Annotated in this window: 22 protein-coding genes; 14 read left to right on the top strand and 8 right to left on the bottom strand. The window is 67.5% G+C overall.

From position 1 onward, the window contains the following. The first annotated feature begins 44 nt into the window (after positions 1–44). From OG804_RS20720 to groL, 6 genes are all read left to right on the top strand, one after another. On the top strand, positions 45–305 hold the full coding sequence (locus tag OG804_RS20720) for a GlsB/YeaQ/YmgE family stress response membrane protein (RefSeq protein ID WP_328388960.1): 261 nt from the start codon (positions 45–47) through the stop codon (positions 303–305). A gap of 143 nt (positions 306–448) precedes the next feature. Then, a complete protein-coding gene (locus OG804_RS20715) occupies positions 449–1174 on the top strand; it encodes a phosphatidylserine decarboxylase (RefSeq protein ID WP_328398569.1) in 726 nt (241 codons plus the stop codon). Next, on the top strand, positions 1174–2067 hold the full coding sequence (locus tag OG804_RS20710; protein WP_328398567.1) for a CDP-alcohol phosphatidyltransferase family protein: 894 nt from the start codon (positions 1174–1176) through the stop codon (positions 2065–2067). Before OG804_RS20715 ends, OG804_RS20710 begins: the two co-directional genes overlap by 1 nt. 58 nt (positions 2068–2125) lie before the next feature. Further along, on the top strand, positions 2126–2893 hold the full coding sequence (locus OG804_RS20705) for a Clp protease N-terminal domain-containing protein (protein WP_328388958.1): 768 nt from the start codon (positions 2126–2128) through the stop codon (positions 2891–2893). A gap of 142 nt (positions 2894–3035) precedes the next feature. Next, positions 3036–3329 (top strand): DUF222 domain-containing protein, encoded by a 294-nt coding sequence (locus OG804_RS20700; RefSeq protein WP_030524663.1) that lies wholly within the window; start codon positions 3036–3038, stop codon positions 3327–3329. A 699-nt stretch (positions 3330–4028) separates the two neighbouring features. After that, positions 4029–5654 (top strand): chaperonin GroEL, encoded by a 1626-nt coding sequence (groL, locus tag OG804_RS20695; RefSeq protein ID WP_328388950.1) that lies wholly within the window; start codon positions 4029–4031, stop codon positions 5652–5654. Between the two features lie 97 nt (positions 5655–5751). Here the strand turns inward: groL and OG804_RS20690 are convergent, their stop codons facing one another. Next, positions 5752–6798 carry an SMP-30/gluconolactonase/LRE family protein gene (locus OG804_RS20690; RefSeq protein WP_328388948.1) on the bottom strand — a complete coding sequence of 349 codons (1047 nt, stop codon included), beginning with the start codon at positions 6796–6798 and terminating at the stop codon, positions 5752–5754. A gap of 78 nt (positions 6799–6876) precedes the next feature. On the opposite strand from OG804_RS20690, the gene OG804_RS20685 reads away from it, so the two are divergent. The 3 genes from OG804_RS20685 (at position 6877) to OG804_RS20675 (ending at position 11646) form a co-directional block, all read left to right on the top strand. Continuing rightward, complete coding sequence (locus tag OG804_RS20685; RefSeq protein WP_328388946.1) at positions 6877–7365, top strand: MarR family winged helix-turn-helix transcriptional regulator; 489 nt, start codon at positions 6877–6879, stop codon at positions 7363–7365. A gap of 273 nt (positions 7366–7638) precedes the next feature. Continuing rightward, complete coding sequence (locus tag OG804_RS20680; protein WP_328388944.1) at positions 7639–9531, top strand: vWA domain-containing protein; 1893 nt, start codon at positions 7639–7641, stop codon at positions 9529–9531. A 42-nt stretch (positions 9532–9573) separates the two neighbouring features. After that, on the top strand, positions 9574–11646 hold the full coding sequence (locus OG804_RS20675; RefSeq protein WP_328388942.1) for a prolyl oligopeptidase family serine peptidase: 2073 nt from the start codon (positions 9574–9576) through the stop codon (positions 11644–11646). An 11-nt stretch (positions 11647–11657) separates the two neighbouring features. On the opposite strand, the gene OG804_RS20670 is transcribed toward OG804_RS20675, so the two are convergent. Next, complete coding sequence (locus OG804_RS20670) at positions 11658–12518, bottom strand: alpha/beta hydrolase family protein (protein ID WP_328388940.1); 861 nt, start codon at positions 12516–12518, stop codon at positions 11658–11660. A 46-nt stretch (positions 12519–12564) separates the two neighbouring features. Continuing rightward, a complete protein-coding gene (locus OG804_RS20665; RefSeq protein ID WP_328388938.1) occupies positions 12565–13197 on the bottom strand; it encodes a TetR/AcrR family transcriptional regulator in 633 nt (210 codons plus the stop codon). A gap of 245 nt (positions 13198–13442) precedes the next feature. On the opposite strand from OG804_RS20665, the gene OG804_RS20660 reads away from it, so the two are divergent. The 4 genes from OG804_RS20660 (at position 13443) to OG804_RS20645 (ending at position 17589) form a co-directional block, all read left to right on the top strand. Next, positions 13443–14129, top strand: coding sequence for a ZIP family metal transporter (locus tag OG804_RS20660; RefSeq protein WP_328388936.1), 687 nt, complete (start codon positions 13443–13445; stop codon positions 14127–14129). Positions 14130–14194: 65 nt separating this feature from the next. After that, complete coding sequence (locus tag OG804_RS20655) at positions 14195–15517, top strand: MFS transporter (protein WP_328388934.1); 1323 nt, start codon at positions 14195–14197, stop codon at positions 15515–15517. Positions 15518–15563: 46 nt separating this feature from the next. Continuing rightward, positions 15564–16967, top strand: coding sequence for a dihydrolipoyl dehydrogenase (gene lpdA, locus OG804_RS20650; protein ID WP_328388932.1), 1404 nt, complete (start codon positions 15564–15566; stop codon positions 16965–16967). A gap of 196 nt (positions 16968–17163) precedes the next feature. Next, positions 17164–17589 (top strand): hypothetical protein, encoded by a 426-nt coding sequence (locus tag OG804_RS20645; RefSeq protein WP_328388930.1) that lies wholly within the window; start codon positions 17164–17166, stop codon positions 17587–17589. 119 nt (positions 17590–17708) lie between these two features. Here OG804_RS20645 and OG804_RS20640 read toward each other — a convergent pair whose 3' ends face one another. From OG804_RS20640 to OG804_RS20625, 4 genes are all read right to left on the bottom strand, one after another. Beyond that, complete coding sequence (locus OG804_RS20640; RefSeq protein WP_328388928.1) at positions 17709–18254, bottom strand: carboxymuconolactone decarboxylase family protein; 546 nt, start codon at positions 18252–18254, stop codon at positions 17709–17711. A 130-nt stretch (positions 18255–18384) separates the two neighbouring features. Then, positions 18385–19101 carry a polysaccharide deacetylase family protein gene (locus tag OG804_RS20635; RefSeq protein ID WP_328388926.1) on the bottom strand — a complete coding sequence of 239 codons (717 nt, stop codon included), beginning with the start codon at positions 19099–19101 and terminating at the stop codon, positions 18385–18387. Between the two features lie 50 nt (positions 19102–19151). Next, positions 19152–19529: an ArsR/SmtB family transcription factor gene (locus tag OG804_RS20630; protein WP_328388924.1), complete on the bottom strand. Its 378-nt coding sequence runs from the start codon at positions 19527–19529 to the stop codon at positions 19152–19154. 23 nt (positions 19530–19552) lie between these two features. Next, on the bottom strand, positions 19553–20209 hold the full coding sequence (locus OG804_RS20625; RefSeq protein ID WP_328388921.1) for an SRPBCC family protein: 657 nt from the start codon (positions 20207–20209) through the stop codon (positions 19553–19555). Between the two features lie 542 nt (positions 20210–20751). Here OG804_RS20625 and OG804_RS20620 point away from each other — a divergent pair. After that, entirely contained in the window at positions 20752–22023 is a 1272-nt protein-coding gene (locus OG804_RS20620) for a helix-turn-helix domain-containing protein (protein ID WP_328388919.1), read from the top strand. Between the two features lie 18 nt (positions 22024–22041). On the opposite strand, the gene OG804_RS20615 is transcribed toward OG804_RS20620, so the two are convergent. Continuing rightward, the gene (locus OG804_RS20615; protein WP_328388917.1) at positions 22042–22896 is read right to left on the bottom strand and encodes a patatin-like phospholipase family protein; all 855 of its coding nucleotides are present in this window, start codon (positions 22894–22896) and stop codon (positions 22042–22044) included. Positions 22897–23008 lie beyond the last annotated feature (112 nt).

Here is a 23008-nt window from a genome sequence, read left to right as displayed (position 1 = left end):
CCGCGGCCGCGGCGTGGAACCGGAGGACAAGCGAGGAACAACTCATGCTCGGTCTCGGAATAATCGGCTGGATCATCATCGGCGGTATCGCCGGCTGGATCGCTAGCAAGATCATGAAAACCGATGCGCAGCAGGGCATTCTGCTCAATATCGTGGTGGGTATCGTCGGCGGCCTGCTCGGCGGCTTCCTGCTCTCGGCCTTCGGCGTCGACGTGGACAGCGGCGGCTGGTGGTTCAGCTTCTTCACCTGCCTGGCCGGTGCCGTCATCCTTTTGTTCCTGGTGAAGTTGGTCGTGCGAAGGTAGCCGCTGATTCGACACCCGGTGCCCCCGGCCTGTTCGGCGTAAGGTGTGAACGCTTGCGCCGACAGGTTCGGCCGGGACGCCGCGCGGCAGTCCGGTCGCCACCCGAGTCCGCGCGGATCGAACCGAGTATGAAAGAGGAATCAGTGGCACGCCGTCCCACTCCGCCCGGCACACCCGAACCCACCGGTCTGGGTCATCTGGCCGATCTGGTGCGTAGCGCGATCCCGCCGATGCATCCGGCCGGATTGCCCTTCGTGGCCGTTCCGCTGGGCGTCGCGGTGCTCGGCCGCCGTCGCCGCTGGCTCCGCCGGACCGCGCTCGCGGCCGCCGCGGCGAGCGCGACCTTCTTCCGGCATCCGCACCGCGTCCCCCCGAATCGGCCCGGTGTGGTCGTCGCACCGGCCGACGGTGAAGTGGCGCTCGTCGACACGGCGGCGCCGCCGCCCGAGCTCGGCCTCGGCGACCAACCGCTACCGCGGGTGAGCATTTTCCTCTCGGTGCTGGATGTGCATGTGCAACGGACTCCCGTCTCGGGGGTGGTGCGCGAGGTGAAATACCGGCGCGGTGAGTTCAAATCCGCCGATCTGGCCGACGCGAGCGCGGTCAACGAGCGCAGCAGCATGCTGATCGACACCGCCGCCGGGCAGCAGGTGGTGGTGGTCCAGATAGCCGGGTTGCTGGCTCGGCGCATCGTCTGCGATGCCGCGGCCGGTGATCGGATCACCATCGGTGACACCTACGGCCTGATCCGTTTCGGCTCCCGCGTCGACACCTATTTTCCGGCCGGGACCGAACTGCTCGCGAATATCGGGCAGCGGACGATCGGAGGGGAGACGGTGCTGGCGGTCCTGCCGTCGGCCGACGCGTGATGGAGCAGGTCATCGAGGGGAGGCGGCGCCGGTCGATCCGGTTGCTGCCCAGTATCGTCACGATCCTGGCGTTGTGCTCGGGGCTGTCCGCGGTGAAGTTCGGCTTGGAGGGCGAACTGGAGATCGCGCTCGCCATGATCGGTGCCGCCGCGGTGCTGGATACGCTCGACGGCCGGCTGGCCCGGTTGCTGTCGGCGACCACCAAGATCGGCGCGGAACTGGATTCGCTTTCCGATGCCATCTCCTTCGGGGTGGCGCCGGCGCTGGTGCTGTACGTGGTGCTGTTCGACGGCGAGAGCAGCGGCTCGGGCTGGATCGTCGCGTTGTTGTTCGCGGTGAGCATCGTGCTGCGCCTGGCCCGGTTCAACACCCTGCTGGACGACGACACCCGGCCCGACTGGGCACGCGAGTACTTCGTGGGGGTCCCGGCGCCTGCCGGCGCGCTCATCGCGATGGCCCCGATCGCGCTGCAAGTGCAGTTCGGATCCGGTTGGTGGACGAGTTTCCCGGTAGTCGCGGCCTGGACCGTCTTCGCCGCAGCGCTCTGTGTGAGCACAATTCCCACCTTGGCCATGAAATCGGTATCGGTGGCCCCGCAGGCCGCCGCCGGGCTGCTGGTGCTGGTGGCGCTGGCCGGGGCCGCGCTCATCACCTACCCGATCGTGCTGCTGCTGGTGTTGATCGTGCTGTATCTGGGGCATATCCCGTTCGCCTGGTATTCGCAGCGCTGGGTGGCCGCCCGGCCCGAGACCTGGCAGTACAAACCGGCCGAGCGGCGCGCTCAGCGCCGGGCCGATCGCCGGTTGCCGGTGCTGCGCCGCCCGGAGATCAGGCGGCCGGTGGTGCGGGGCGATTCGCGGCTGCGGTTGCGCCGTCCCGGCGGTCGGAACTAGAACCTCCCAGCGTCAACCACTGGTTGACGATAGTCATGCGTCAACCTATAGTTGACGCATGACTTCACCAGTACGTTTGGACGACCTCATCGAGGTCATCAAGAAGGCCCGGCCCGACAATGCGCTGGAACAACTCGCCGACGCGGTGGTGACCGCGGGCCATCTCGGCGAGTTGGCCGACCATCTGATCGGGCATTTCGTCGACCAGGCCCGACGTTCCGGTGCTTCCTGGACCGAGATCGGCACGAGTATGGGCGTCAGCAAGCAGGCGGCGCAGAAGCGATTCGTGCCCAAACCGCCGGGGGATCCCGCCGCCGAGATGGACCCGAACGCGGGCTTCGGAAAATTCACCGAGCGCGCTCGGGTGGTGGTGGTGGCCGCGCAGGAGGCCGCCAACGGCAGCGGCAGCGCCGAGATCTCCCTCGCTCATCTGGTGCTGGGTCTGCTCAGCGAGGGCGACAGCCTGGCTGTGCGGTTGATCGTCGATCAGGGCGTCTCCACGGCGGATCTGGGGAACGCGGCGGTCGCCGCCGCGGGGGCGGAGCCGGGCGCGGCGATCACGCCGGAGGATCTCGCGGCCGCGACCGCCGCCCGGAAGATGAGCGGTCTGGTCCCCTTCGGCGCCGACGCCAAGAAGGCGCTGGAACTGACTTTCCGTGAAGCGCTGCGCCTGGGTCACAACTACATCGGCACCGAGCACATCCTGCTCGCGCTGCTGGAGCAGGAGAACGGCTCGGGAATCCTGACCGCCGCCGGACTGCGCAAGGATGCCCTCGAGGCCCGGCTCGTCGAGATACTGCAGCAGATCGTCGCCGCGAAGGAATGAGAAAGACCGCGGAGCTCTCGAGGGCTCCGCGGCCGCGCGACCTCCCGCTGCGGGCCGGGTCCTGCGCCCGGCGCGGCCGTGTCACCACTGGCGAAGGCTTCGGTGCGCCCGACAGGCGCCCGAGTCCCGGTAATCTATAGCAATGGCGGATGAAACGGACTCCGACCTGGTGGCCGGTGAGCACCGGGACGATCTGCTGCGCGCACTGACCTATGTCTCCACCGAATCCCTGTCGGACGGGAGTTATGTGGTCAACGGCGACCTACCGCCGGAAGTCGCGCCGCCGTTCATTCGCGCCATCATGCGGGTCGAAGCGGAGTTGCTGCTGCACGATGCCGAATTCGTCACGATCGACGAGGGGGAGCCCCGGACGCCGGAGGAGCGGCGCGCGGATGCCTTTCTCGCCCTTGCCCTACGGGTCACCGACAGCCTCTGAATCTCCGGCGCCGCTTCCGGCGTGGACGAGAAGCCTCGAAACCTGCACCTATCCCCCCGGATTGTTTGCCCCATGGTCGGGCCTGCCCGGGTTCTGGAGCGACGGAGCGGGGAAGCGAAGCGTGTGACGGTCAGCCGTCCGGAGGTCGGCGACCCCGAGATCATCGGAACCCCGGTTGCGACCTTCCCCCCCACGGATATCGAATGGCTCACCGAGGTTCATCGAGCACTGACATTGATGTAATCCTCCTCAGGTGATCGAGGGGGCGCGTCAGCACTCACCTTTCGCCTTCTCCGGATGGTCACCGTTCGTGGTCGGGGCCCGCCCCGGTTCTGGAGCGACAGAGCGAAGGAGCGCAGCGACTGAGCGGCGGAGTGAAGAACCGGGGTTGGCGAGGGCCCCGACCCGCGCCGCCGTAGGCGGCGCAAATAAGCACAGCCCGGGGTTGGCGAGGGCCCCGACCCGCGCCGCCGAAGGCGGCGCAATAAACACCGACCTTGCACTCGGCACCGGCGAGTGCTAAAAATGGCTTGGCACTCCCGATCGGTGAGTGCCAGGTCGGGACGGTGAGATCGGGTACCACGACACCCCTGGTCGTCCGTCGCGGGCACCGAGCCTGGCCACAAGCGTAGCTAAAGGGTGGCCCGACAATGCGGTCATCCTGTGTGTCAGCCTCATTACTTGGAGGATCTCACCGCAATGGCCAAGACAATTGCGTATGACGAAGAGGCCCGTCGCGGCCTCGAGCGGGGTCTGAACGCCCTCGCCGACGCGGTCAAGGTGACGCTGGGGCCGAAGGGCCGCAACGTCGTGCTCGAGAAGAAGTGGGGCGCCCCCACGATCACCAACGATGGTGTGTCCATCGCCAAGGAGATCGAGCTGGAGGACCCGTACGAGAAGATCGGCGCCGAGCTGGTCAAGGAAGTCGCCAAGAAGACCGACGATGTCGCGGGCGACGGCACCACCACCGCCACCGTGCTCGCCCAGGCGCTGGTGCGCGAGGGTCTGCGCAATGTTGCGGCCGGCGCGAACCCGTTGGGTCTGAAGCGCGGCATCGAGAAGGCCGTCGAGGCCGTCACCGCTGCTCTGCTCGGCACCGCCAAGGAAGTCGAGACCAAAGAGCAGATCGCCGCCACCGCCGGTATCTCCGCGGGTGACCCGTCCATCGGCGAGCTCATCGCCGAGGCCATGGACAAGGTCGGCAAAGAAGGCGTCATCACCGTCGAAGAGGCGCAGACCTTCGGTCTGTCGCTGGAGCTCACCGAGGGTATGCGCTTCGACAAGGGCTACATCTCGGGTTACTTCGTCACCGACCCCGAGCGTCAGGAAGCGGTCCTCGAGGATCCCTACCTGCTGCTGGTCGGCTCGAAGGTCTCCACCGTCAAGGACCTGCTGCCGCTGCTGGAGAAGGTCATCCAGGCCGGCAAGCCGCTGCTGATCATCGCCGAGGACGTCGAGGGCGAAGCCCTGTCGACCCTCGTCGTGAACAAGATCCGCGGCACCTTCAAGTCCGTCGCCGTCAAGGCTCCGGGCTTCGGTGACCGTCGCAAGGCCCAGCTCGCCGATATCGCCATCCTCACCGGTGGCGAGGTCATCAGCGAAGAGGTCGGCCTCTCCCTGGAGACCGCCGGCATCGAGCTGCTCGGCCAGGCGCGCAAGGTCGTCGTCACCAAGGACGAGACCACCATCGTCGAGGGCGCGGGCGACGCGGAGGCCATTCAGGGCCGCGTGGCGCAGATCCGCACCGAGATCGAGAACTCGGATTCGGACTACGACCGGGAGAAGCTGCAGGAGCGTCTGGCCAAGCTGGCCGGCGGTGTTGCGGTCATCAAGGCCGGTGCCGCGACCGAGGTCGAGCTCAAGGAGCGCAAGCACCGCATCGAAGATGCCGTGCGCAACGCGAAGGCCGCCGTCGAAGAGGGCATCGTCGCCGGTGGCGGCGTGGCCCTGCTGCAGGCTGCCCCGGCTCTGGATGATCTGAAGCTCGAGGGTGACGAGGCGACCGGCGCGAACATCGTTCGCGTGGCGCTGTCGGCTCCGCTGAAGCAGATCGCCTTCAACGCGGGCCTCGAGCCCGGTGTCGTCGCGGAAAAGGTTTCGAACCTGCCCGCCGGCAGCGGTCTGAACGCTCAGACCAACGAGTACGAGGACCTGCTGTCCGCCGGCGTCGCCGACCCGGTCAAGGTCACCCGTTCGGCCCTGCAGAACGCGGCCTCCATCGCGGCCCTGTTCCTCACCACCGAGGCCGTTGTCGCCGATAAGCCGGAGAAGGCCTCGGCCGCCCCGGCCGATCCGACCGGCGGCATGGGTGGCATGGACTTCTGAGTCCCGCCTCCCGGCACCTCTTTTCGAACCGAAGGCCGGTCCACCGTCAGGTGGGCCGGCCTTCGGCGTTGTCCCGCCGGTTGCGACGTTCGCGGGATCAGATTCCGGTCAGCGCCAGCACCCGGAAGGGCGGGGTCGGTGCGCCGGGCCCGAGCGGTCCGCCCTTGTCGAATTGTGAGGCGACCACGAGGGTGCGCTCGGAATCGTGGACCAGTGTGGTGGGGGTGTCGAGGGTCTGGTCGTGGTACTCGGCGGTCCGGGTCGCGGTGGACCCGTCGGCGGACAGGGTCCAGCGCGTGACCGTATCGCCGGTGTTGTGGGCCGCCCACAGCGTGCCGTCACGCAGCTCCAGGCCGTCGCCGAGGGTGAGTTCTCCGCCGTTGAGGACCACCTTCGTGATCGGGGAAGTGGAATTCGGTGTGAGATCGATGCGGTAGAGATCGCCGCCGGTGGAATCGACGGTGAGCAGGTAGCCGCCACCGGGGTCGGCGACGATGCCGTTGAGTGTGTAGGCCGCCGGGTCGTGCGGTTCCAGGGCGGACGCGAGATCGAAGGACGAATCCAGTAGGCCGTGTCCGTCCCCGTCCATGGCGCGCGTCAGATCGCCGGGTGTGATCCGGTAGACGCGATGTCGCCGGCTGTCGGTGAGATAGGCCGTACCGTCGGCCCCGAGGGCGATGTCGTTGACGAACCGGTCTCCTGAACCGGCGACGTCGAACCGGGCCAGCAGCCGCCGTGAGTCGATGTCATAGACGGATACACCGGCGGTGGAGTCGATGACCCAGAGCCGCCCGGCCGGGTCCACCCGCACTCCGTTCGCGGTGTGGCGACCGTCGGTTCCGGCTGCCAGGAAGACCTCGGCGCGGTCGGCGCCTGAGGTCGCCCGGTACACGGTGCCGTCGGCGAATGAACCGATATAGAAGGCGCCGGTGCGTTCATCCACCGCGATGCCCTCGGGATATACGCGTTCCCCGGGAAGTTCGAACGCCGTGTCGACCCGAGTGGCCGTGGAAGGTTCCGCGCCGGAGCATCCGGCCAGCGCGAGGCCGGCGGCCACCGTGAGGACCGCGGAGGACCAGCGCCGATGGGTGGTGTCGAGCATGCTGTGGCCTTTCTCGAAGCCAGAAATACGAAGCAACATCATGATGTGTTGGCTAACTTAGATTAGAGGTCTAACCCTCGTCAAGGCTCTAACTATCTGGCGAGTGGTTACGATGCCTGCATGACGTCCATGCCCGCCGAGGAGCGAATCGGTTCGTATGTCAAACGTGCCGAACAAGCGCGAATCGCGGCCAAGAGCGCCGCGCTCAAACCGATCGGCGTCACCGAGGCGCAGTACGCGGCACTGCTGTTCCTCAGCGACAACCCCGGCATCTCGGCCGCGGCGCTGGCACGGCTGTGCGGGGTGACCCCGCCGACCATGAACACGGTGCTGACCAACCTGGTCGACCGCGGTCTGATCGAACGCACACCCCACCCGTGGCACCGGAACATGCTGGAAACGCGGCTCACCGCGAAAGGCGAATCGGTGATGGGCGATGCCGACGCACGCGCGATCGCGGTGGAACGATCCGTCGGGGACGGGTTCTCCGACGCCGAGCGGGAGACCCTGTGCCGGCTGCTCACCCGGTGTGCCGATCTGTTCGACACCGCCCGCGCCGAGGTACCGGCACGCTTCGACACGGGTCGAGACCGCACCGATCGGAAGTAGCGCCCCGGACGCCCGGATCTCGCACCGGAAAACCGCGGGCGTCGAGTGCGGTCGCTGTTCGTGATCAGCTGTTGCTCTGGCCCACACCGCAATCCGATGCGGTTCTCACAGCCCGCCGGCGAGACAACGACGGCCCGGCGACATGCCGCCGGGAGAGTGGCCGTTACCGGGGATTTCCCACATGTGGCGGTACAGATGGAACTTCCCGTAGGGTCCGATCGGTCACGTTGTGCCGGACGTGACGGTCCTGGATGGAGGTCCGGCAGCGTGTCGATGGTGAAGAGAGTCCTGGTCGCGGCGGTGGTGGGGGTGATCGGCCTCGTGCCGGGTGCGATGCCCGCGCTGGCTCAGCAAGGTCCGGAACCGGCGACCGAGTACGCGCCGACCATGCTCGTACTGGACGCGTCGGGTTCGATGCTGGCCGCCGATCCCACCGGTGGCACGAAGATGGACGCGGCCAAGAACGCCGTGCGCACCTTCGTGGCGGCGGCGCCGGACGCGTCGAAGGTCGGCCTCACCGTATACGGCACCGCGACGGGTTCCTCGGATGCGGAAATGGCCGCGGGATGCCAGGACGTGAAGGTACTGCAACCCGCCGAGACCATCGACAAGCCGGCGCTGACCGCCGCGGCCGACCAGATCGTGCCGCGCGGCTACACCCCGATCGGCGCCTCGTTGCGGGCCGCGGCCGCGGCATTGCCGCAGCAGGGTCCACGCTCGATCGTGCTGGTCTCCGACGGGCTGGACACCTGCGCGCCGCCGGACCCCTGTGACGTCGCACGAGAACTCAGCGCGCAGGGCAACGAGATCGTCGTGCACGCGATCGGGTTCGGTGTCGACGATCCCTCCCGGGCGCAATTGACCTGTATCGCCCAGAGCACCGGCGGCACCTACACCGATGCCGTCGACGGTAAGACGCTCGAACAGGTACTGCCGCGCGTCAGCGCCGTCGCGCTGCGCAACTATGCCGCCACGGGTACTCCGATCACGGGCACACCGACCTACCGGGACGCCCCGGCCGCCACACCGGGGCAGTACGTGGACGTGCTGGAAGGGAAGAAGCCGCGGTATTACGCGGTCGACGTGCCCGACGGCGCGACCGCGTATTTCGGCGGCACGGTGTCGTTTCCGCGTGTCTATGGCACCGAGCGTTCGAACAATCAACTCGATCTGCACGTCTACGGCACCGACGGCCAGGACTGCTACGCCTATGAGTACGACGCGTCCACCAGCTCCTCCGATGGGGTTACCCTGACGGTCGGGAGCGCGTGGGCGGGGGCGGCCGAAGCCGAAACCGGGAGCCAGAGCACTGATAAGTGCAAGGGCGGGGGACGCTACTACTTCTCGCTGGAATGGGTCACCGTCGCCGACGACGCACCGGCGGAGCTGCCGATGGAAGTATCGGTCGGTCTGGAGCCCGGTGTCGCCGACCCCGGCGCGGCGGCCGAACCCACCCCGGTGACATTCACCGAGCCGAGCGGGGCGCCCGCGCCGGTGGTCGGCGGCGGGTCGTTCAATGTCGCGGCCGAGCTACCCGGCACCGGTCGATACTCGGATACGTTGCAGCGCGGCGAGTACGTCTTCTATCGGGTGAAGCTCGACTGGGGCCAAGGGCTGGCGTACCGGGTGCGGTTCGGTGCGAGCCCGTTGCGCGGTGTCGACAACCTCTCGAATGCCTGGACGACGCTCTACTCGCCCTATCGGGTGAAACTCGACACCGATTTCACCTCCTACAACGGCACCGAGAACATCCTCCCGGCCAATGACCCCGCGATGGCGACCGTTCCGATCCGCTATGCCAATCGGGAGGAATCCGATGGCGATATCGCGAACCAGGCATTGGCGGGCTGGTATTACATCGCGGTCAAACTCAGCCCGACCCTCAACGGCGAGCGCACGGTCGGACCTGTCCCGGTGGAATTGGAAGTCGACGTCACCGGCGACCCGGAGCCCGGGCCGCGCTACCAGGACAGCACCGGTGGCGACTCGGTGTTCGGTGCGGACGGGAAATCGCGCAGCGCGCCGGACGGGACCGCGCAGGCGGCCGACGCGGGCGACGAGGCCGGGATATCGCCGGTGATCTGGGCAGCGATCGCCGCCGGGGTCGTCGTCGTCCTCGCCGTGGTCGCGGCGGCGGTCCTGGGCATTCGCCGGACCAGGCGCTGACCACCGTCCCCCGTTCTCGCCCCGCCGGGTGAGAATGGTCGGATGAGCGACGCACCGGACAGCGGAACCGATCCCTATCTCTGGCTCGAAGAGGTCGGCGGTGAGCGCCCGCTGGCCTTCGCCCGGGCGCACAACGAGACGGTCGTCGAGCGGTTCGCCGCCGCCGACCGGTTCGATGGGTTGCAGCGGCGGATCCTGGACATGCTCGACACCGACGCCAAGATCGCGTTTCCGGGGCGGCGCGGGCAATGGCTGTACAACTTCTGGCGGGACGCGGCGCATCCGCGCGGCCTGTGGCGGCGCACCACCTTCGCCGAGTACGTGCAGCCCGAGCCGGACTGGGATGTACTCATCGACCTGGACTCGGTTGCCGCCGCCGAGGACGAGAACTGGGTGTGGGGCGGCGCCGGAGTATTGCGCCCGTCGCAGACCCGAGCGCTGATCAGCCTGTCGCGCGGTGGCGCGGACGCCAAGGTCGTGCGCGAATTCGATCTGGAATCGCGCGAATTCATCGACCCCGCCGACGGCGGCTACTTCCTGCCGGAAGCGAAGTCGCGAATCAGCTGGATCGATATCGATACCGTATATGTCGGAACGGATTTCGGTCCGGGATCGCTCACCGGGTCCGGATATCCGCGTATTGCCAAACGTTGGCTGCGGGGCACCGAACTCGATACCGCGGAAACGGTATTCGAAGGCGCGGTGACCGATGTCTCGGTGTCGGCGGGTTATGACCGGACCCCCGGATACGAGCGGCACTACATCGGCCAGGCCACCGATTTCTTCAACGAAGAGGTGTTCCTGCTCGGTGCGGACGGATCGCGGACCCATCTGGAAACACCGTCGGACGCGAGTGAGTCCTGGTACAAGGAATGGCTGCTGGTCCGGCTGAAATCACCGTGGGAGACCGGCGGGCGCACCTACACCGCCGGCGCGCTGCTGGCCACGAATTTCACCGGATTCCTTGCGGGTGAAAGGGAATTCGAAGTCCTCTTCGAGCCCGACGCGCACACCTCGCTGCACGGCTACGGCTGGACCGAGAACCATCTGCTGCTGGTGACCCTGGAGGATGTGCAGACCAAACTGTACGTTCTCACCCCGGGCGCCCAGGGTTGGCGGACCGAACCGCTCGCCGATACCCCGGCCATGGCCACCACCAGCGTCATGAATCTCGATCCGCTCGAAGGTGGGGACGATTTCATGCTGCTCACCAGTGGTTTCACCACGCCCACCACACTGCTGGCGGGTTCGGTGGGCGCGGCGGTGACCGAATGGAAACAGGAACCGGCCTTCTTCGACGCGGCCGGTATCGAGACCGAACAGTTCTTCGCCCGGTCCGACGACGGAACCATGGTCCCGTATTTCGTGATCCGGCATCGGGACAATCGCGGTGCGCCGGCGCCCACGGTGATGTCCGGTTACGGGGGTTTCGAGGTTTCCCGTACCCCCGGCTACAGCGGCGCCTCCGGAATGGGCTGGCTGTCCCAGGGCGGCACCTGGGTGATGGCCAACATCCGCGGCGGCGGCGAATACGGACCCGAATGGCATACCTCGGTCCAGAAAGCCAACCGGTACAAGGTGTACGAGGATTTCTCGTCGATCGCCCGGGATCTCGTCGACCGCGGGATCACCACCGCGCCTCAGCTCGGCGCGCTCGGCGGCAGTAACGGCGGGCTGCTGATGGGGGTGATGCTCACCCGCTACCCGGAGTTGTTCGGCGCGATCGTCTGTCAGGTCCCGCTGCTGGATATGCGCCGGTACCATCTGCTGCTGGCCGGCGCGTCCTGGGTCGCGGAATACGGCGACCCCGATAATCCCGAAGAGTGGGACTACATCGGTCGGTACTCGCCCTATCAGAAGGCGCTGGAAACCGGCGCGGAGGCGACCTATCCGCCGATTCTGCTCACCACGTCCACCCGCGACGATCGCGTGCACCCCGGTCACGCCCGCAAAATGGCGGCGGCCCTGGAAGCCCAGGGGCACCGGGTCTGGTACCACGAGAACATCGAGGGCGGGCACGGCGGCGCCGCCGATAACAAGCAGTCCGCGTTCCAGGCGGCCCTCATCTACGAGTTCTTCACCCAGATGCTCATCGAAGGCCGGACATCGAAGTGACCGGTGGACGGCTACCGGTCGTGTAGCCATTTCTCGATACGGTCGATCACGCTGTGCGGGTCCTGGATCCAGCCGTTGTGCCCCAGCGGCCGGGGCTCGTGCCAGGTGGTCGTGTCCGCTGCCTGAAGTTTGTCCAGCAGGTGGCGTGCCGCGGCGCGGGGGGTCAGTTCGTCGCCGGACATGGTGATGGACAGCACCGGCAGTTTCAGCCGCGCCAGGCGTTCCTCGTAGTCGATATCGGCGTCGGCGGGGGTGAAACGGCCGGTGCGGGCCAGCCGGGCCCAATCCGTGATGAGTACCTTCGACTGGCGGCCGAAACCGTTCGGTCCGAGTTTGTCCCCGGGCCAGACCCCGGCGAGGCCGGCGGTCAGCGAGACCGCGGCGGTGCCGACCAGCAGGCCGGGACCGAGCAGTCCGCGGAAGCCCCGATAGTAGGGGGTTCCGGACGCGACGAGGATCAGTCCCGCGAGGCGGCCGCGGATCCGTGCCGCGTAGAGCGCCGACAGATGCCCGCCCATACTGTGTCCGAGCAGGTAGGGGGTGCTGTCGGGGAAACGGTTGCGCACCACCTCGAATATCGCCGGGAAATCGACGGCGGCGAGTTCGTGGTACCCGTAGGTGCTCGACGAACTCGGTTTCGGCAGGCTGTCGCCGTTGCCGCGCAGTTCGCCCACCGCGACGTCGATACCGCGCCGGGCGAGCTCCCGGGCGAAGTACAGGTAGTACTCGCCGGGCACACCGAGTCCGGGTATCAGGACCAGCACCGGGCGGGGTGTGTCCAGCGTGACCGGATGCCGGTGCGGTCCGGCGGCGGGTAGCAGCCGGACCGGCACGGTACTGCCGTCCGGCATCTGGATCGGAACGGTCTCCATCGGGTCAAGGCTAGCCGCCGGTCCCTGCGGCCGGCGGCTGCTGCGATCAGGCCCGGATCGCCCCTACGATGATCCTGCTCAGCACCCGGATCACCTCATCGAGCGCCTGCTGGGGCTGTGCGCCGCTCCATCCGTCCACCACGTAGTTGACGGCGCCGATGATGGCGAGCATGCGCAGGTCGTAGTCGCCGGACGGTATCTCGCCGTGTAGGGCGGCGTCCTCGGCGGCCCGCGCCAGCACCGAACTCCAGGCGCGGCGCGATTCGCCGCGCATCTTCTCCACTTTGGTTCCGGCGCCGACCACTTCGACGAGCACGACCCGAGCCCGTCGCATATCGGTGCCGATGGATTGGACATAGGCACGGATCGCGGCGTCGATCCGTTCCAGTGAGCTCTGCTCGGCGCTGTCGTCGAGCGAGGTGAGTACCGCAGCCCGGGATTCCCGGTCTATGAGAGCGAAGAGTTCCAGAAGTAAGGATTCGCGGCCGGTGAACTCCTCGTAGAACTGGCGCGAGGACAACCCCGCGTCTTTGCAAATGGCGCCGACCGAGCTATTGGCATACCCGTCTCGGGCAAAAACCGTCAGGCCGGATTCGAGAAAACGCGCGCGCCGTTCGCGTTGCCGATCTTCTACGGGCTGGCCGGCATACCTTCGTCCCGAATTCGCTTCCTGTGACATCGCGCAGAACAATACCGAAAAGCCCGATCTTCTCGTCATCGATCGGGCCTTTCGTGGCATTCCGGCGGCGCGGTGGGGGTTTGCCGAAAGTTGGCTACCCGCAACCGGGTCGCCGTTGAAGCCGCCAAAACGGACAATACTTGGATCCGCGCTGGTCCGCGTTATTTTAGAGGGAGATTCTAGAATAATTTGTTTCGGCCGCGCACGACCATTGCAACAACGCGGCAACACATAGTGTTCACCTTATGGGAACCGCACTGCTGTATGGGCTGGGTACCGCAATTCCATTGCTGATCGGTGCGGCGATCGGTTTGCGCACCACATTGCCCAAACCATTGCTCGCCTCGCTGATGGCATTCGGCTCGGGCACCATGATCGCCGCGGTGTCCAACGAACTGTTCGAACCCGCCTTCCTCCAGGCGGGGGCTTTCACCGCCGGCCTCGCGCTCTTTCTCGGCGCCGCCGTGTACGTGGTGGCGAACCGGATCCTGGAGCGGCGGGAAGGCGCGACAGCGGTGGGGTGGGCCCTCATGCTCGGCACCGTGCTCGACGGAGTTCCGGAGAACACCGCGCTCGGTGTATCCCTGAGTTCGGGCGGCGGCATGGTGCTGCTGGTCGCCATCGCCGCGGGCAATATGCCGGAGGCGATCGGCGGTTCGGCGCTGCTGCACCGGGAACGTGATGTGTCCACCGGTAAGGCATTCGCCCTATGGCTCCTCACCGGTGCGGTGCTCGTCGTGGTGACCGTCGCGGGAGACGCGCTCTCCGATCACCTCGCCGCGACCCACATCAGCGCCATCCAGGCTTTCGCCGGTGGCGCCACTCTCGCCGTCCTCGCCGATTCCCTCATGCCCGAGGCCTACCGGGAAGGCGGCTGGTGGGTGGGGATGGCGACCGCCGTTGGATTCATCGTCGCCTTCTTACTCGGGTGAATCCCGCTACGACACCGGAAAATTCGATTCCGAAAACGCGCCGTTGAGAGCAGGATGCCGAAGGTATGGACCCCGCCGCCCTCCGCGTTCGCCTCGGCGGCTCGCTGCGCCCACTACGTGATCGGCCGTTTCGCGGAATGTTCGCGGGCGCGGTCTGTTCGGGTGCGACCGACGGAATCGTGCCGGTGGCCTTCGCCGTGTATTCGGTGCAGGCATTCGGCTCCGCCGCCTCGCTGACGATCATCCTGATCGCGTTGTGGGCCGGGCGCTTCGCCTGTACCCCGCTCGCGGGCATCGCCGCGGGCCGGCGCGATCAGTTCACCGTCATGATCCTGTCCGATGCGGCGCGGATAGCCGCGCAGGGTGGTTTGGCGCTGTTCTCGGTCGTCGCCGGCCGCGATTCTCTGCTCGCGATGTCGGTCTCGGCCGGGATCTACGGCGCGGCCACCGCTTTCTACGGGCCGGCCGTGCAGACCGCGCTCCCCCGGGTGGTGCCCGCGCCGGATCTGCGCACCGCGAACGCGCTCGTCGCCATGGTCGCCGACCTGAGCGTGCTGGCCGGCCCGGCGCTGGCGGTGGTGCTCCTGGAAACGACCGGGTTCGTCTGGATCCTGGTATTCGACTCGGTGACCTTCGCGATGAATCTGCTCGCCCTGATGTACGCCCGGCGCAGCGCCGGGGACCGGCCGGCCGATGCGGACAGTCCGGCGGGCGGCGAACCATTCCGGCGTGCCGGAAACGGGGGCGCGGTGCGCGCGACATTGGCGGAAATGCCCTGGCTCGGATGGTCGGTGGGATTGTGGTTCGCCGTATCCGTGGCCATCGGTGTGGTGGCGGTGGCGGGACCGGCGCTGACCGTCGCGCGGACCGGAGAAGGCGGGTACTGGGCCGCGCTGGCGACCGGTATGGCGCTGGCCGGTCTGGCCGGGTCGGTATCGGTGGCCGCCGGGCAGCCGCGGGCCGGATGGCGGTTCACGTCCTTCTCGCTGGGCGTCGCCGTCGCCGTGGAGCTGGTGGCGATCGCCGGCTATGCCCGCGGCAGCGCCGGTTACGCGGTGCTGTTCGCAGGTTGTCTGATCGCCGGGTGGGCGGTGTCGGTGGCCGGGATCATCTGGCAGTCCCTGGTCCAGGTCGCGTTGCCGACCCGGGCGCTGGGTGGTTTCAGCTCGGTCGAAGGTTTCGTGAACGCGGCGGGCGTGCCCGCCGGAATGATCATCGGGGGCCTCGCGCTCGCCGCCGGCGGATTCGGATTCGCGGCGGTGGCGATCGCCCTGGCGATCCTGGTGCTCGCCGGAATCGTCCGGGTGGTCACGCGGCCGGCCGAAGGCAGGCCGGAGGTGGTCGGCGGTGCGGTCCGGGCGGGCCGTGATCCCGCTCACCAGCGGTGACGGGTGGGGTGGGCCCGGCCACCAGGGGAGAGCTAGGCTCGACACCGTGACTTCCCACTACGATGTCGTCGTTCTCGGTGCTGGTCCCGGCGGTTACGTCGCCGCGATCCGCGCCGCTCAACTCGGCCTGCGAACAGCGATCGTCGAGCAGAAATACTGGGGTGGCGTGTGCCTGAACGTGGGCTGCATCCCGTCCAAGGCCCTGCTGCGCAATGCGGAGCTGGCCCATATCTTCACCAAGGAAGCCAAGACCTTCGGTATCACCGGGGAGGCGTCGTTCGACTTCGGAGCGGCGTTCGACCGGAGCCGTAAGGTGGCGGACGGCCGCGTCAAGGGCGTCCACTTCCTGATGAAGAAGAACAAGATCACCGAGTACGACGGCAAGGGCTCGTTCACCGGCCCGAACGCCCTCTCGGTCGAGCTCAGCAGTGGTGGCACCGAGTCGATCACCTTCGACAACGTCATCATCGCCACCGGCACGAACACCAAACTGCTGCCGGGTACCTCGCTGAGCCAGAACGTGGTCACCTACGAGGAGCAGATCCTCACCCGCGACCTGCCCGGCTCGATCCTCATCGTCGGCGCCGGCGCCATCGGTATGGAGTTCGGATACGTGCTGCGCAACTACGGCGTGGACGTGCGGATCGTGGAATTCCTGGACCGGGCGCTGCCCAATGAGGACGCCGATGTCTCCAAGGAGATCACCAAGGCGTACAAGAAGCTCGGTATCACCATCAGCACCGGTGCCGCGGTGCAGTCCATCGACGACGACGGTTCCAAGGTCACCGTCGCGATCAAGGACAACAAATCCGGCTCGGTCGAGACCGTCACCGTGGACAAGGTGCTGCAGGCCGTCGGCTTCGCGCCCCGGGTGGAGGGCTTCGGCCTGGAGAACACCGGTGTCGCGCTCACCGACCGCGGCGCCATCGCCATCGACGACAATATGCGCACCAATGTCGCGCATATCTACGCCATCGGTGACGTCACGGCGAAACTGCAGCTCGCGCACGTCGCGGAGGCGCAGGGCGTGGTCGCGGCCGAAACCATCGGCGGCGCGGAGACTCTGCCCTTGGGCGACTACCGGATGATGCCGCGCGCCACCTTCTGCCAGCCGCAGGTCGCCAGCTTCGGTCTCACCGAGCAGCAGGCGCGCGACGAGGGCTACGACGTGAAGGTCGCGACCTTCCCGTTCACCGCCAACGGCAAGGCGCACGGCTTGGGCGACGCGACCGGTTTCGTGAAGCTGATCTCCGACAACAAGTACGGCGAACTGATCGGCGGGCATCTGATCGGCCCGGATGTCTCCGAGCTGCTGCCCGAATTGACGCTGGCGCAGAAGTGGGATCTCACGGTCAACGAGCTGGCCCGCAATGTGCACACCCACCCGACCCTGAGCGAGGCGCTCCAGGAGGCCATCCACGGGCTGGCCGGGCACATGATCAACTTCTGACCAGATTCCGGTTTTCCCGGACCTGCGATATCCGGCCCGGCGCCCGATGCGACCTGCATCGGGCGCCGGGCCGCTTCGTATCGGCGGAAAACTGTGTCGACGGATCTGGTTCACGATATCGACGGCCTGGCCCGATTTCACCGATATGTCCCTATCTATCAGGACGCGCGACCCTCATCCGGGCTATATTCCGGCGGTGACCCCGGACCCCTTGCCGCCCGTACGCCGGGGGATACCCGGACTGCGCTGGATACTCGGCGTGACAGCGGCTCTGTTGTTGTTCGCGATCCTGCTCACCGCGGTATTCCTGGACACCCAGCTGGTGCGCACCCGGGTCGTGTGGACGCAATCCCAGCCCGCCGGCATCGAATACGACGGCGCGAACTATCACGCCGGTCTGCTGCGGCAGGAGAGCTGGCTGCTGCACCGCCGCCTGCCGGATGTGATCATGGTGGGCCGCGATCCGGGACTGGGGTACGGGCATCCGGTGCATTTCGAGATCACCGGCAACCGCGACCCGGAACTCGAGTCCGCGCGGTGGAGTCCGGAGGGTGTCGCGATCCGTTTCGACTCCGGACACGAGATCTTCTTGCCCGCGGCAGTGTTCATCGGCGGCCGCTGACCGCGCCGCGTAAGGCCGCAGTGGAACGGTCGACGCTCTTCACCAGCATGTCGTCGCGGATCGGACCAGCGTCACCGGGCGACAACGGAAGCTCGCGTGACTCCGGCGGTCGGGGCAGGTCAGAATTCGTCGCGGTGGATGCGCAATGTGGTGATGGTGGCGGCCAGTCCTTCGTACTGGTTGACCAATAGCACGATTTCGATGAGGCGGCGGTCATCGTAGTAGGTGGACAGATGATCCCAGGTCGCGTCGTCGATATCGCGGGTGCGGACCAGTTGGTCGACGGCGGTGAGCAGCGCCCGGTGTTTATCGGTCCATTCGTCCGCGTCGGCGCCTGCGCGAACCCGCTCCAGGATCTCCGGGGTGACTCCGGCACGGCGCCCTAGGCGGATGTGGTGATCCATCTCGTAGGCGCAATCACGCAGGTGCGCGACTCGCAGGATCACCAGTTCGCTCTCGTGGCGGCGTAACCGCCCGCCCGGCATGAGCATTCCGGAGTAGTGCAGCCAGCCGCGGAAGAGCCGGCCGGCTCGGCCGAGGGTGCTGAACAGTTGCGCGTCGGCGGTTCCGGACGCTCGGGAGAGCACCTGCCAGGCTGCCCAGTTGACCGGACCCAGCTCGCGGATACGGCCGGGGGCGATACGCGGTCGCGACTCCGAAACCATCAATCTGCACCTTTCGGGTGGAAACAATCCGTTCCGGCCGCGGCAGCGGATCGCGACTGCGGGTCGTGCGGCTCTGCGTCCGAACCTACCCGCCGATGCGGTCCATCTCACCCGAGCAGGGCCGGAGGGATCAGGAGCTGCCCGGGTCCGCGTGGCCGAGCAGGGCCGAGACCGTGACGAATCGGTACCCCTGCGCCCGCAGTTTCGCCGCTATCGGTCCGATGGCGGCCCGGGCGTTCGCGCCGCCGCCGAACATGGTGTGCAGCAGGATTATCGAACCGGGGCGTACCCGGGCCACCGCGTCGGCGACCATCGCATCGGTGGTGGTGTTGCCGTCCTCGGGTTCGACGTCCCAGGTGACCGTGGTGCGGTCGTGGTCGGCCAGGTAGTCCGGCAGCGTCCAGAGTTTCTTGCAGTAGGGCGGGCGAAAGGTGATCTCACCCTGATAGCCGGTCCGGCGGATCTCGACGTCGGTGCGCTCGATCTCGCCGGCGACCGTTTCGGGGGAGACGAACACCATCCGCCGGTGGGTGTAGGTGTGATTGCCGATCTCGTGGCCGGCCGCCACGATCGCACGGCCGAGTTCGGGTCGTGCGGCCAGATCGCGGCCGTTCAGGTAGAAGGTGGCGGGAACACCGGCGGCGTCGAGTAGGTCGAGCACTTCCCGAGCGTGCTCGGTGGGTCCGTCGTCCAGTGTCAGGGCGACCACTTTCTCGCGGGTGTCCACGCGGTCCACCAGCCGCCCGGACAGCTGGTGGGTCCGCGAGTTCATCAGGAAATAGCCGCCGACCACTACGATCAGGACGGCGGTCAGGCTGATCGCCGCCCCTGTCGTCCACCGTCGCATCTCAGCTGTATAGCAGGCGTGGGGCTGAGCGACCACTCGTTCGAGGACGGTCAGGCGGGGCGGATCTCGCGGCCGGTCGGCCGCGGATCGGCTGTCTTTTCACGACGTGCGCGTGTGCCCCGCGCGACCTCGGTGGCGAGGGCATCGAGGGGCTGAGTGAACTGTGCCAGTGGGTCCACCAGCCCGGTGAGCCATTCCCGCGCCACCGCGATTCCGGCCGGTTCCAGGGCATAGATTCGCCGGTTGCCTTCCGAGCGCACCTGTACCAGCCCGGCCTCGCGTAACACCTTGAGGTGCTGGGACACCGCGGGCTGTGAGATCGGCGCGTGCTCCCGGATACCGGAGACGAGGGTGCCGGCGGGTTGCTCACCATCGGCCACCATCTGCAGGATCGCGCGTCGCACCGGGTCGCCGAGCGCCTCGAACACTCGCTCCGGCGAAGAACGAGCCGTCAGGATCGCGGTTCTCCTTCGGGATCGACGGTATAGAACGCTGTGGTCGCTTCCGCGGCCGTTCGAGCGAGTGCCGGATCGTCGCCGTCGGCGATCGCCGCGTCGGCCCATCCGGCCGCGGCGGTGCGGACGAACAGGAGGCCTTCGGGCGTGCCCGGGAATTCCAGTGCCGCCGCCTGATCGACTCCGGCTCCGGTGTCCAGATGCAGTCCCAGACCCATCAGTGCCAGATCCCAGCCCACGCCCACGGCTCCCGGACCGAATTGCTTCCACATATCCGGGTCGACCGGTGCTTCGTGCACCAGTTCCAGAGTGGTTCCGCCGGCGGCGGGCTCGAGCCGGATTTCGAGCCAGGAAACCATGGGACCCATCTCCCAGGTCACGGCAAAACGTTCCGGTGGGTCGCATTCCTCGACCGCACCGCCCGCATTTCCTTCGAGCTGATACTTGCCGCCGACGCGCAACTCCCCGGTGATCGGCAGGAACCATCGCGGAATCCGGTCGATATCGGTGACCGCCGCCCACAGATCGTCCCGGTCGGTGGCATAGGAGCGCCGGGCGATCGCGATCCGGGTGGGGTTCCCCAGTCGTTCGCCGGTGCGCACCTCGCGGGTGACCAGCCCCGCGATGGCGGCAGGGTCGGTGAGCAAACCCATATCTTCCTCCTTGTATAAGTTTTGACTTATATTACTGCATCGTGTCCGGGGCAGCTACCGTGCGGGTGCGACCCGTATGGGACTCCGCGCGTGGGCGGGTCGAAATTCGTGTACGGCAACGATTCCGGGCCGGGCCGGCGCTGTCGGATGGGGCATCGAACCTGTTTCACCCGGCCCTTGTCGATATAGGGTGACGAGCGGACCGCGGGGTGGGATTCCGTCACGGTATTCGGTTATTCGGGGGCTCCCGCGCGGTCCGTTCCGGGGCGCCGCATCCGGATCGACAATGGATTAATTCACTACTCCGACAGTAGTGAATTACTGGTTAGCATTTGTGAAGAGCTGTAGTCCTCCGATCGGCCACGAGCCGGAGTCGCACCGAAGGAGCCAGATATGCGAGAACTGGTGCCACGCTTCGAAACGCACGACCCGATGAGTACGGCAACGCTCGACCCGGCGTCCGCATCCCGCCGGTGGGCTCCCGCCGCGCACCCGCACGGACGAGGCCGGCCTCCGGTCACGGCGCAGGTCGTGCTCGGCCGATGACCGACCACGATTCCGCGATCGGTCGCAAAATCGCCTACTACCGTGCGCGAAAGGGACTGTCCCAGCGTGATTTCGCGCCGCTGATCAAGCGATCCGAGGCGTGGGTGTCGCAAGTGGAGCGCGGTGTGCGCCCGGTCAAGGCACTCGACGTGCTCGAACGTATCGCCGACGTGCTCGATATGCCCGTCGCGGAGTTGGCGCCGACCGCGCCCACGGCCCGGGCTGAACAGATCCCTGCGGACGCCGTACCGCTGCGCCTGCTGCTGACCACTGATCACGCCCTGCGCGCAATGGTGTCCGGCGCCGGCCCCGAGCCGGACTTCGCGCGGTTCGCCCGGGACGCCGAATCCGCCTGGACGCTCACCCGGCAGGGCCGCTACGCGGAACTGCTGGACCTACTCGAGTCGCTGCTGCCCGCCCTCGTGGCGGCGGCGGTGCACGCCGACTCCGGCGCGGCCGGAGAACTGCTGGCCGTGACCTATCAGGCCTACGCGATCGCGCTGACCGATCTCCAGCAGTTCGATGCGGCCTGGGTGGCCGCCGATCGCGCGATGGCCGATGCTCAGCACGCCGCGGACCCGATTCTCATGGCAGCGGGCGCGCTGCGCCTCGCCGACGTGTTCCAGCGCTCCCATCGGCTCGACCAGGCGAAACAGACCGCCGCGTCCGCGTGCGAGGTGCTCGAGGGTTTACTCGGCCGGTCGGCGCCGCAGGCGCTGAGTGTGTACGGCGCGCTCACCCTCCAGCTCGCGATCATCGCGGCGTGCACGGAAGAGGCCGACGAAGCCTACGAGTTGATCCTGCGGGCGCGCCGGGTCGCCGGCGACCTCGGTGCGGACCGCGACGACCACCACACGGAATTCGGTCCCACCGCCGTGGACCTGTACGAAGTCGCCGCCGCGGTGGAACTCGGCGACGCCGGTACCGCCATCAGGCTGGCCGGAAAGATCGACCGGGAACGCCTGTCGCCCGCGAACCACGTCCGGTTGCTCATCGATACGGCTCGTGCCTGGGCTCAGCGCCGCAGTCCGGAGCGAGCCCTCGCCCTACTGCTGGACGCGGAGGCGCTCGCCCCCGAACGGCTCTATCGGCACAAGTCGGTCCGGTCGACGGTGGCGGATCTGCTCAGTATGGATCCGGCGACCCCCGGCCTCGGCGAATTCGCCCAGCGCATCGGTATCGACCCGGCGCTGATCCAGCCGTCCGCCGCTCGCTCCGGCCATTCCCGGACCGGATTGCGCGCCGCTCGCGGACCCCGCGCGATCTGAAGGCTCGGTCCGCGCCGCCTATCCGGCCGGGCGAGCGACGGGCCAGAATTCCTCGAGCTCGGCCGCGGCCCCGCCCGCCTGGCGGAGTCCCGATTCGTAGGCGGGGCCGAGCGCGGCATCGGCGAACAGGTCGGTGCCGAACGCGGCGATCGCGATATCGTCCGGTACCACCGAGACCTCCCGGGCGTTGCCCAGCGCGCGGTCCGCGCGGGTGCGCGGATAGATGTGCGCCAGCGGTTCCAGGATCACGATCGCGTCGTAACCGACGGCGAGGTCGGCGTTGACGGTGGAGCGCACGCCGCCGTCGATGTAGTGCCGGCCGGCGATCTCGATCGGCGGAAAGACTCCCGGGACGGCGGTACTGGAGGCCAGCGCCTGGACGAGGGTGGCCGGGCCCTCGCGGGTCCAGGCGGTCAGCGTGCCCGATCCGATATCGACGGCGGTGATCAGCAATTCGCGCTCGGGCCAGTCGGCGAATCCGACGAGGGATCCGATGCGGTCGATATGCGCGGCCGGGTCGCCGGTGTCGGCGCCCAGCGCCAGCTCGCCGACCCGTTGGAGCACCAGGTCGCGGTCCTGGTCGACGGCGCGCAGGAGTGAGGCGATCTCGAGTAGCGGCGTGTAATCGTGGCGGGCCGGTTCGCTACGCGGCGGCCGGGGGGTGAGCAGGGCGGAGAGGTCGGTTCCGGCCGCGATGATCGAACCCACGACTGCCCCGGCGGAGGTGCCGATGATGCGATCCGCCAGCGATATATCGATTCCGGCATCCCGTAATCCGAGAGCGAGGCCGCTCAGCCAGGCGATTCCGACCGGGCCACCGCCCCCCAGTACCAGTGCGATCGTGGGCTTCTCGGCCGGCCGAGCGTCAGACATGGCAAGAGGTTATCCAACGTGGGCCGGTTGTGCCCGGAACGACCGAGTGCGTGCGCACACCCAGACCATCGTGTGTGAAATGGATCACAATTCAAACTCCGGTAGCGAGCGG

It is taken from the genome of Nocardia sp. NBC_00416, from assembly GCF_036032445.1.
Taxonomy (GTDB): domain Bacteria; phylum Actinomycetota; class Actinomycetes; order Mycobacteriales; family Mycobacteriaceae; genus Nocardia.
The sequence above is the reverse complement of the archived record's forward strand: the minus strand, read 5'-3'. Positions and strand labels throughout refer to the sequence as shown.

Coding starts and splice junctions, on each gene's coding strand:
- OG804_RS20685 (WP_328388946.1), top strand. CDS start 6,877: ATGACGTCCATGCCCGCCGAGGAGCGAATCGGTTCGTATGTCAAACGT.
- OG804_RS20640 (WP_328388928.1), bottom strand. CDS start 18,254: ATGGTTTCGGAGTCGCGACCGCGTATCGCCCCCGGCCGTATCCGCGAG.
- OG804_RS20660 (WP_328388936.1), top strand. CDS start 13,443: ATGGGAACCGCACTGCTGTATGGGCTGGGTACCGCAATTCCATTGCTG.
- OG804_RS20690 (WP_328388948.1), bottom strand. CDS start 6,798: ATGATGTTGCTTCGTATTTCTGGCTTCGAGAAAGGCCACAGCATGCTC.
- groL (WP_328388950.1), top strand. CDS start 4,029: ATGGCCAAGACAATTGCGTATGACGAAGAGGCCCGTCGCGGCCTCGAG.
- OG804_RS20675 (WP_328388942.1), top strand. CDS start 9,574: ATGAGCGACGCACCGGACAGCGGAACCGATCCCTATCTCTGGCTCGAA.
- OG804_RS20620 (WP_328388919.1), top strand. CDS start 20,752: ATGACCGACCACGATTCCGCGATCGGTCGCAAAATCGCCTACTACCGT.
- OG804_RS20635 (WP_328388926.1), bottom strand. CDS start 19,101: ATGCGACGGTGGACGACAGGGGCGGCGATCAGCCTGACCGCCGTCCTG.
- OG804_RS20705 (WP_328388958.1), top strand. CDS start 2,126: ATGACTTCACCAGTACGTTTGGACGACCTCATCGAGGTCATCAAGAAG.
- OG804_RS20615 (WP_328388917.1), bottom strand. CDS start 22,896: ATGTCTGACGCTCGGCCGGCCGAGAAGCCCACGATCGCACTGGTACTG.
- OG804_RS20670 (WP_328388940.1), bottom strand. CDS start 12,518: ATGGAGACCGTTCCGATCCAGATGCCGGACGGCAGTACCGTGCCGGTC.
- OG804_RS20680 (WP_328388944.1), top strand. CDS start 7,639: ATGGTGAAGAGAGTCCTGGTCGCGGCGGTGGTGGGGGTGATCGGCCTC.
- OG804_RS20710 (WP_328398567.1), top strand. CDS start 1,174: ATGGAGCAGGTCATCGAGGGGAGGCGGCGCCGGTCGATCCGGTTGCTG.
- OG804_RS20720 (WP_328388960.1), top strand. CDS start 45: ATGCTCGGTCTCGGAATAATCGGCTGGATCATCATCGGCGGTATCGCC.
- OG804_RS20665 (WP_328388938.1), bottom strand. CDS start 13,197: ATGTCACAGGAAGCGAATTCGGGACGAAGGTATGCCGGCCAGCCCGTA.
- OG804_RS20700 (WP_030524663.1), top strand. CDS start 3,036: ATGGCGGATGAAACGGACTCCGACCTGGTGGCCGGTGAGCACCGGGAC.
- OG804_RS20655 (WP_328388934.1), top strand. CDS start 14,195: ATGGACCCCGCCGCCCTCCGCGTTCGCCTCGGCGGCTCGCTGCGCCCA.
- OG804_RS20625 (WP_328388921.1), bottom strand. CDS start 20,209: ATGGGTTTGCTCACCGACCCTGCCGCCATCGCGGGGCTGGTCACCCGC.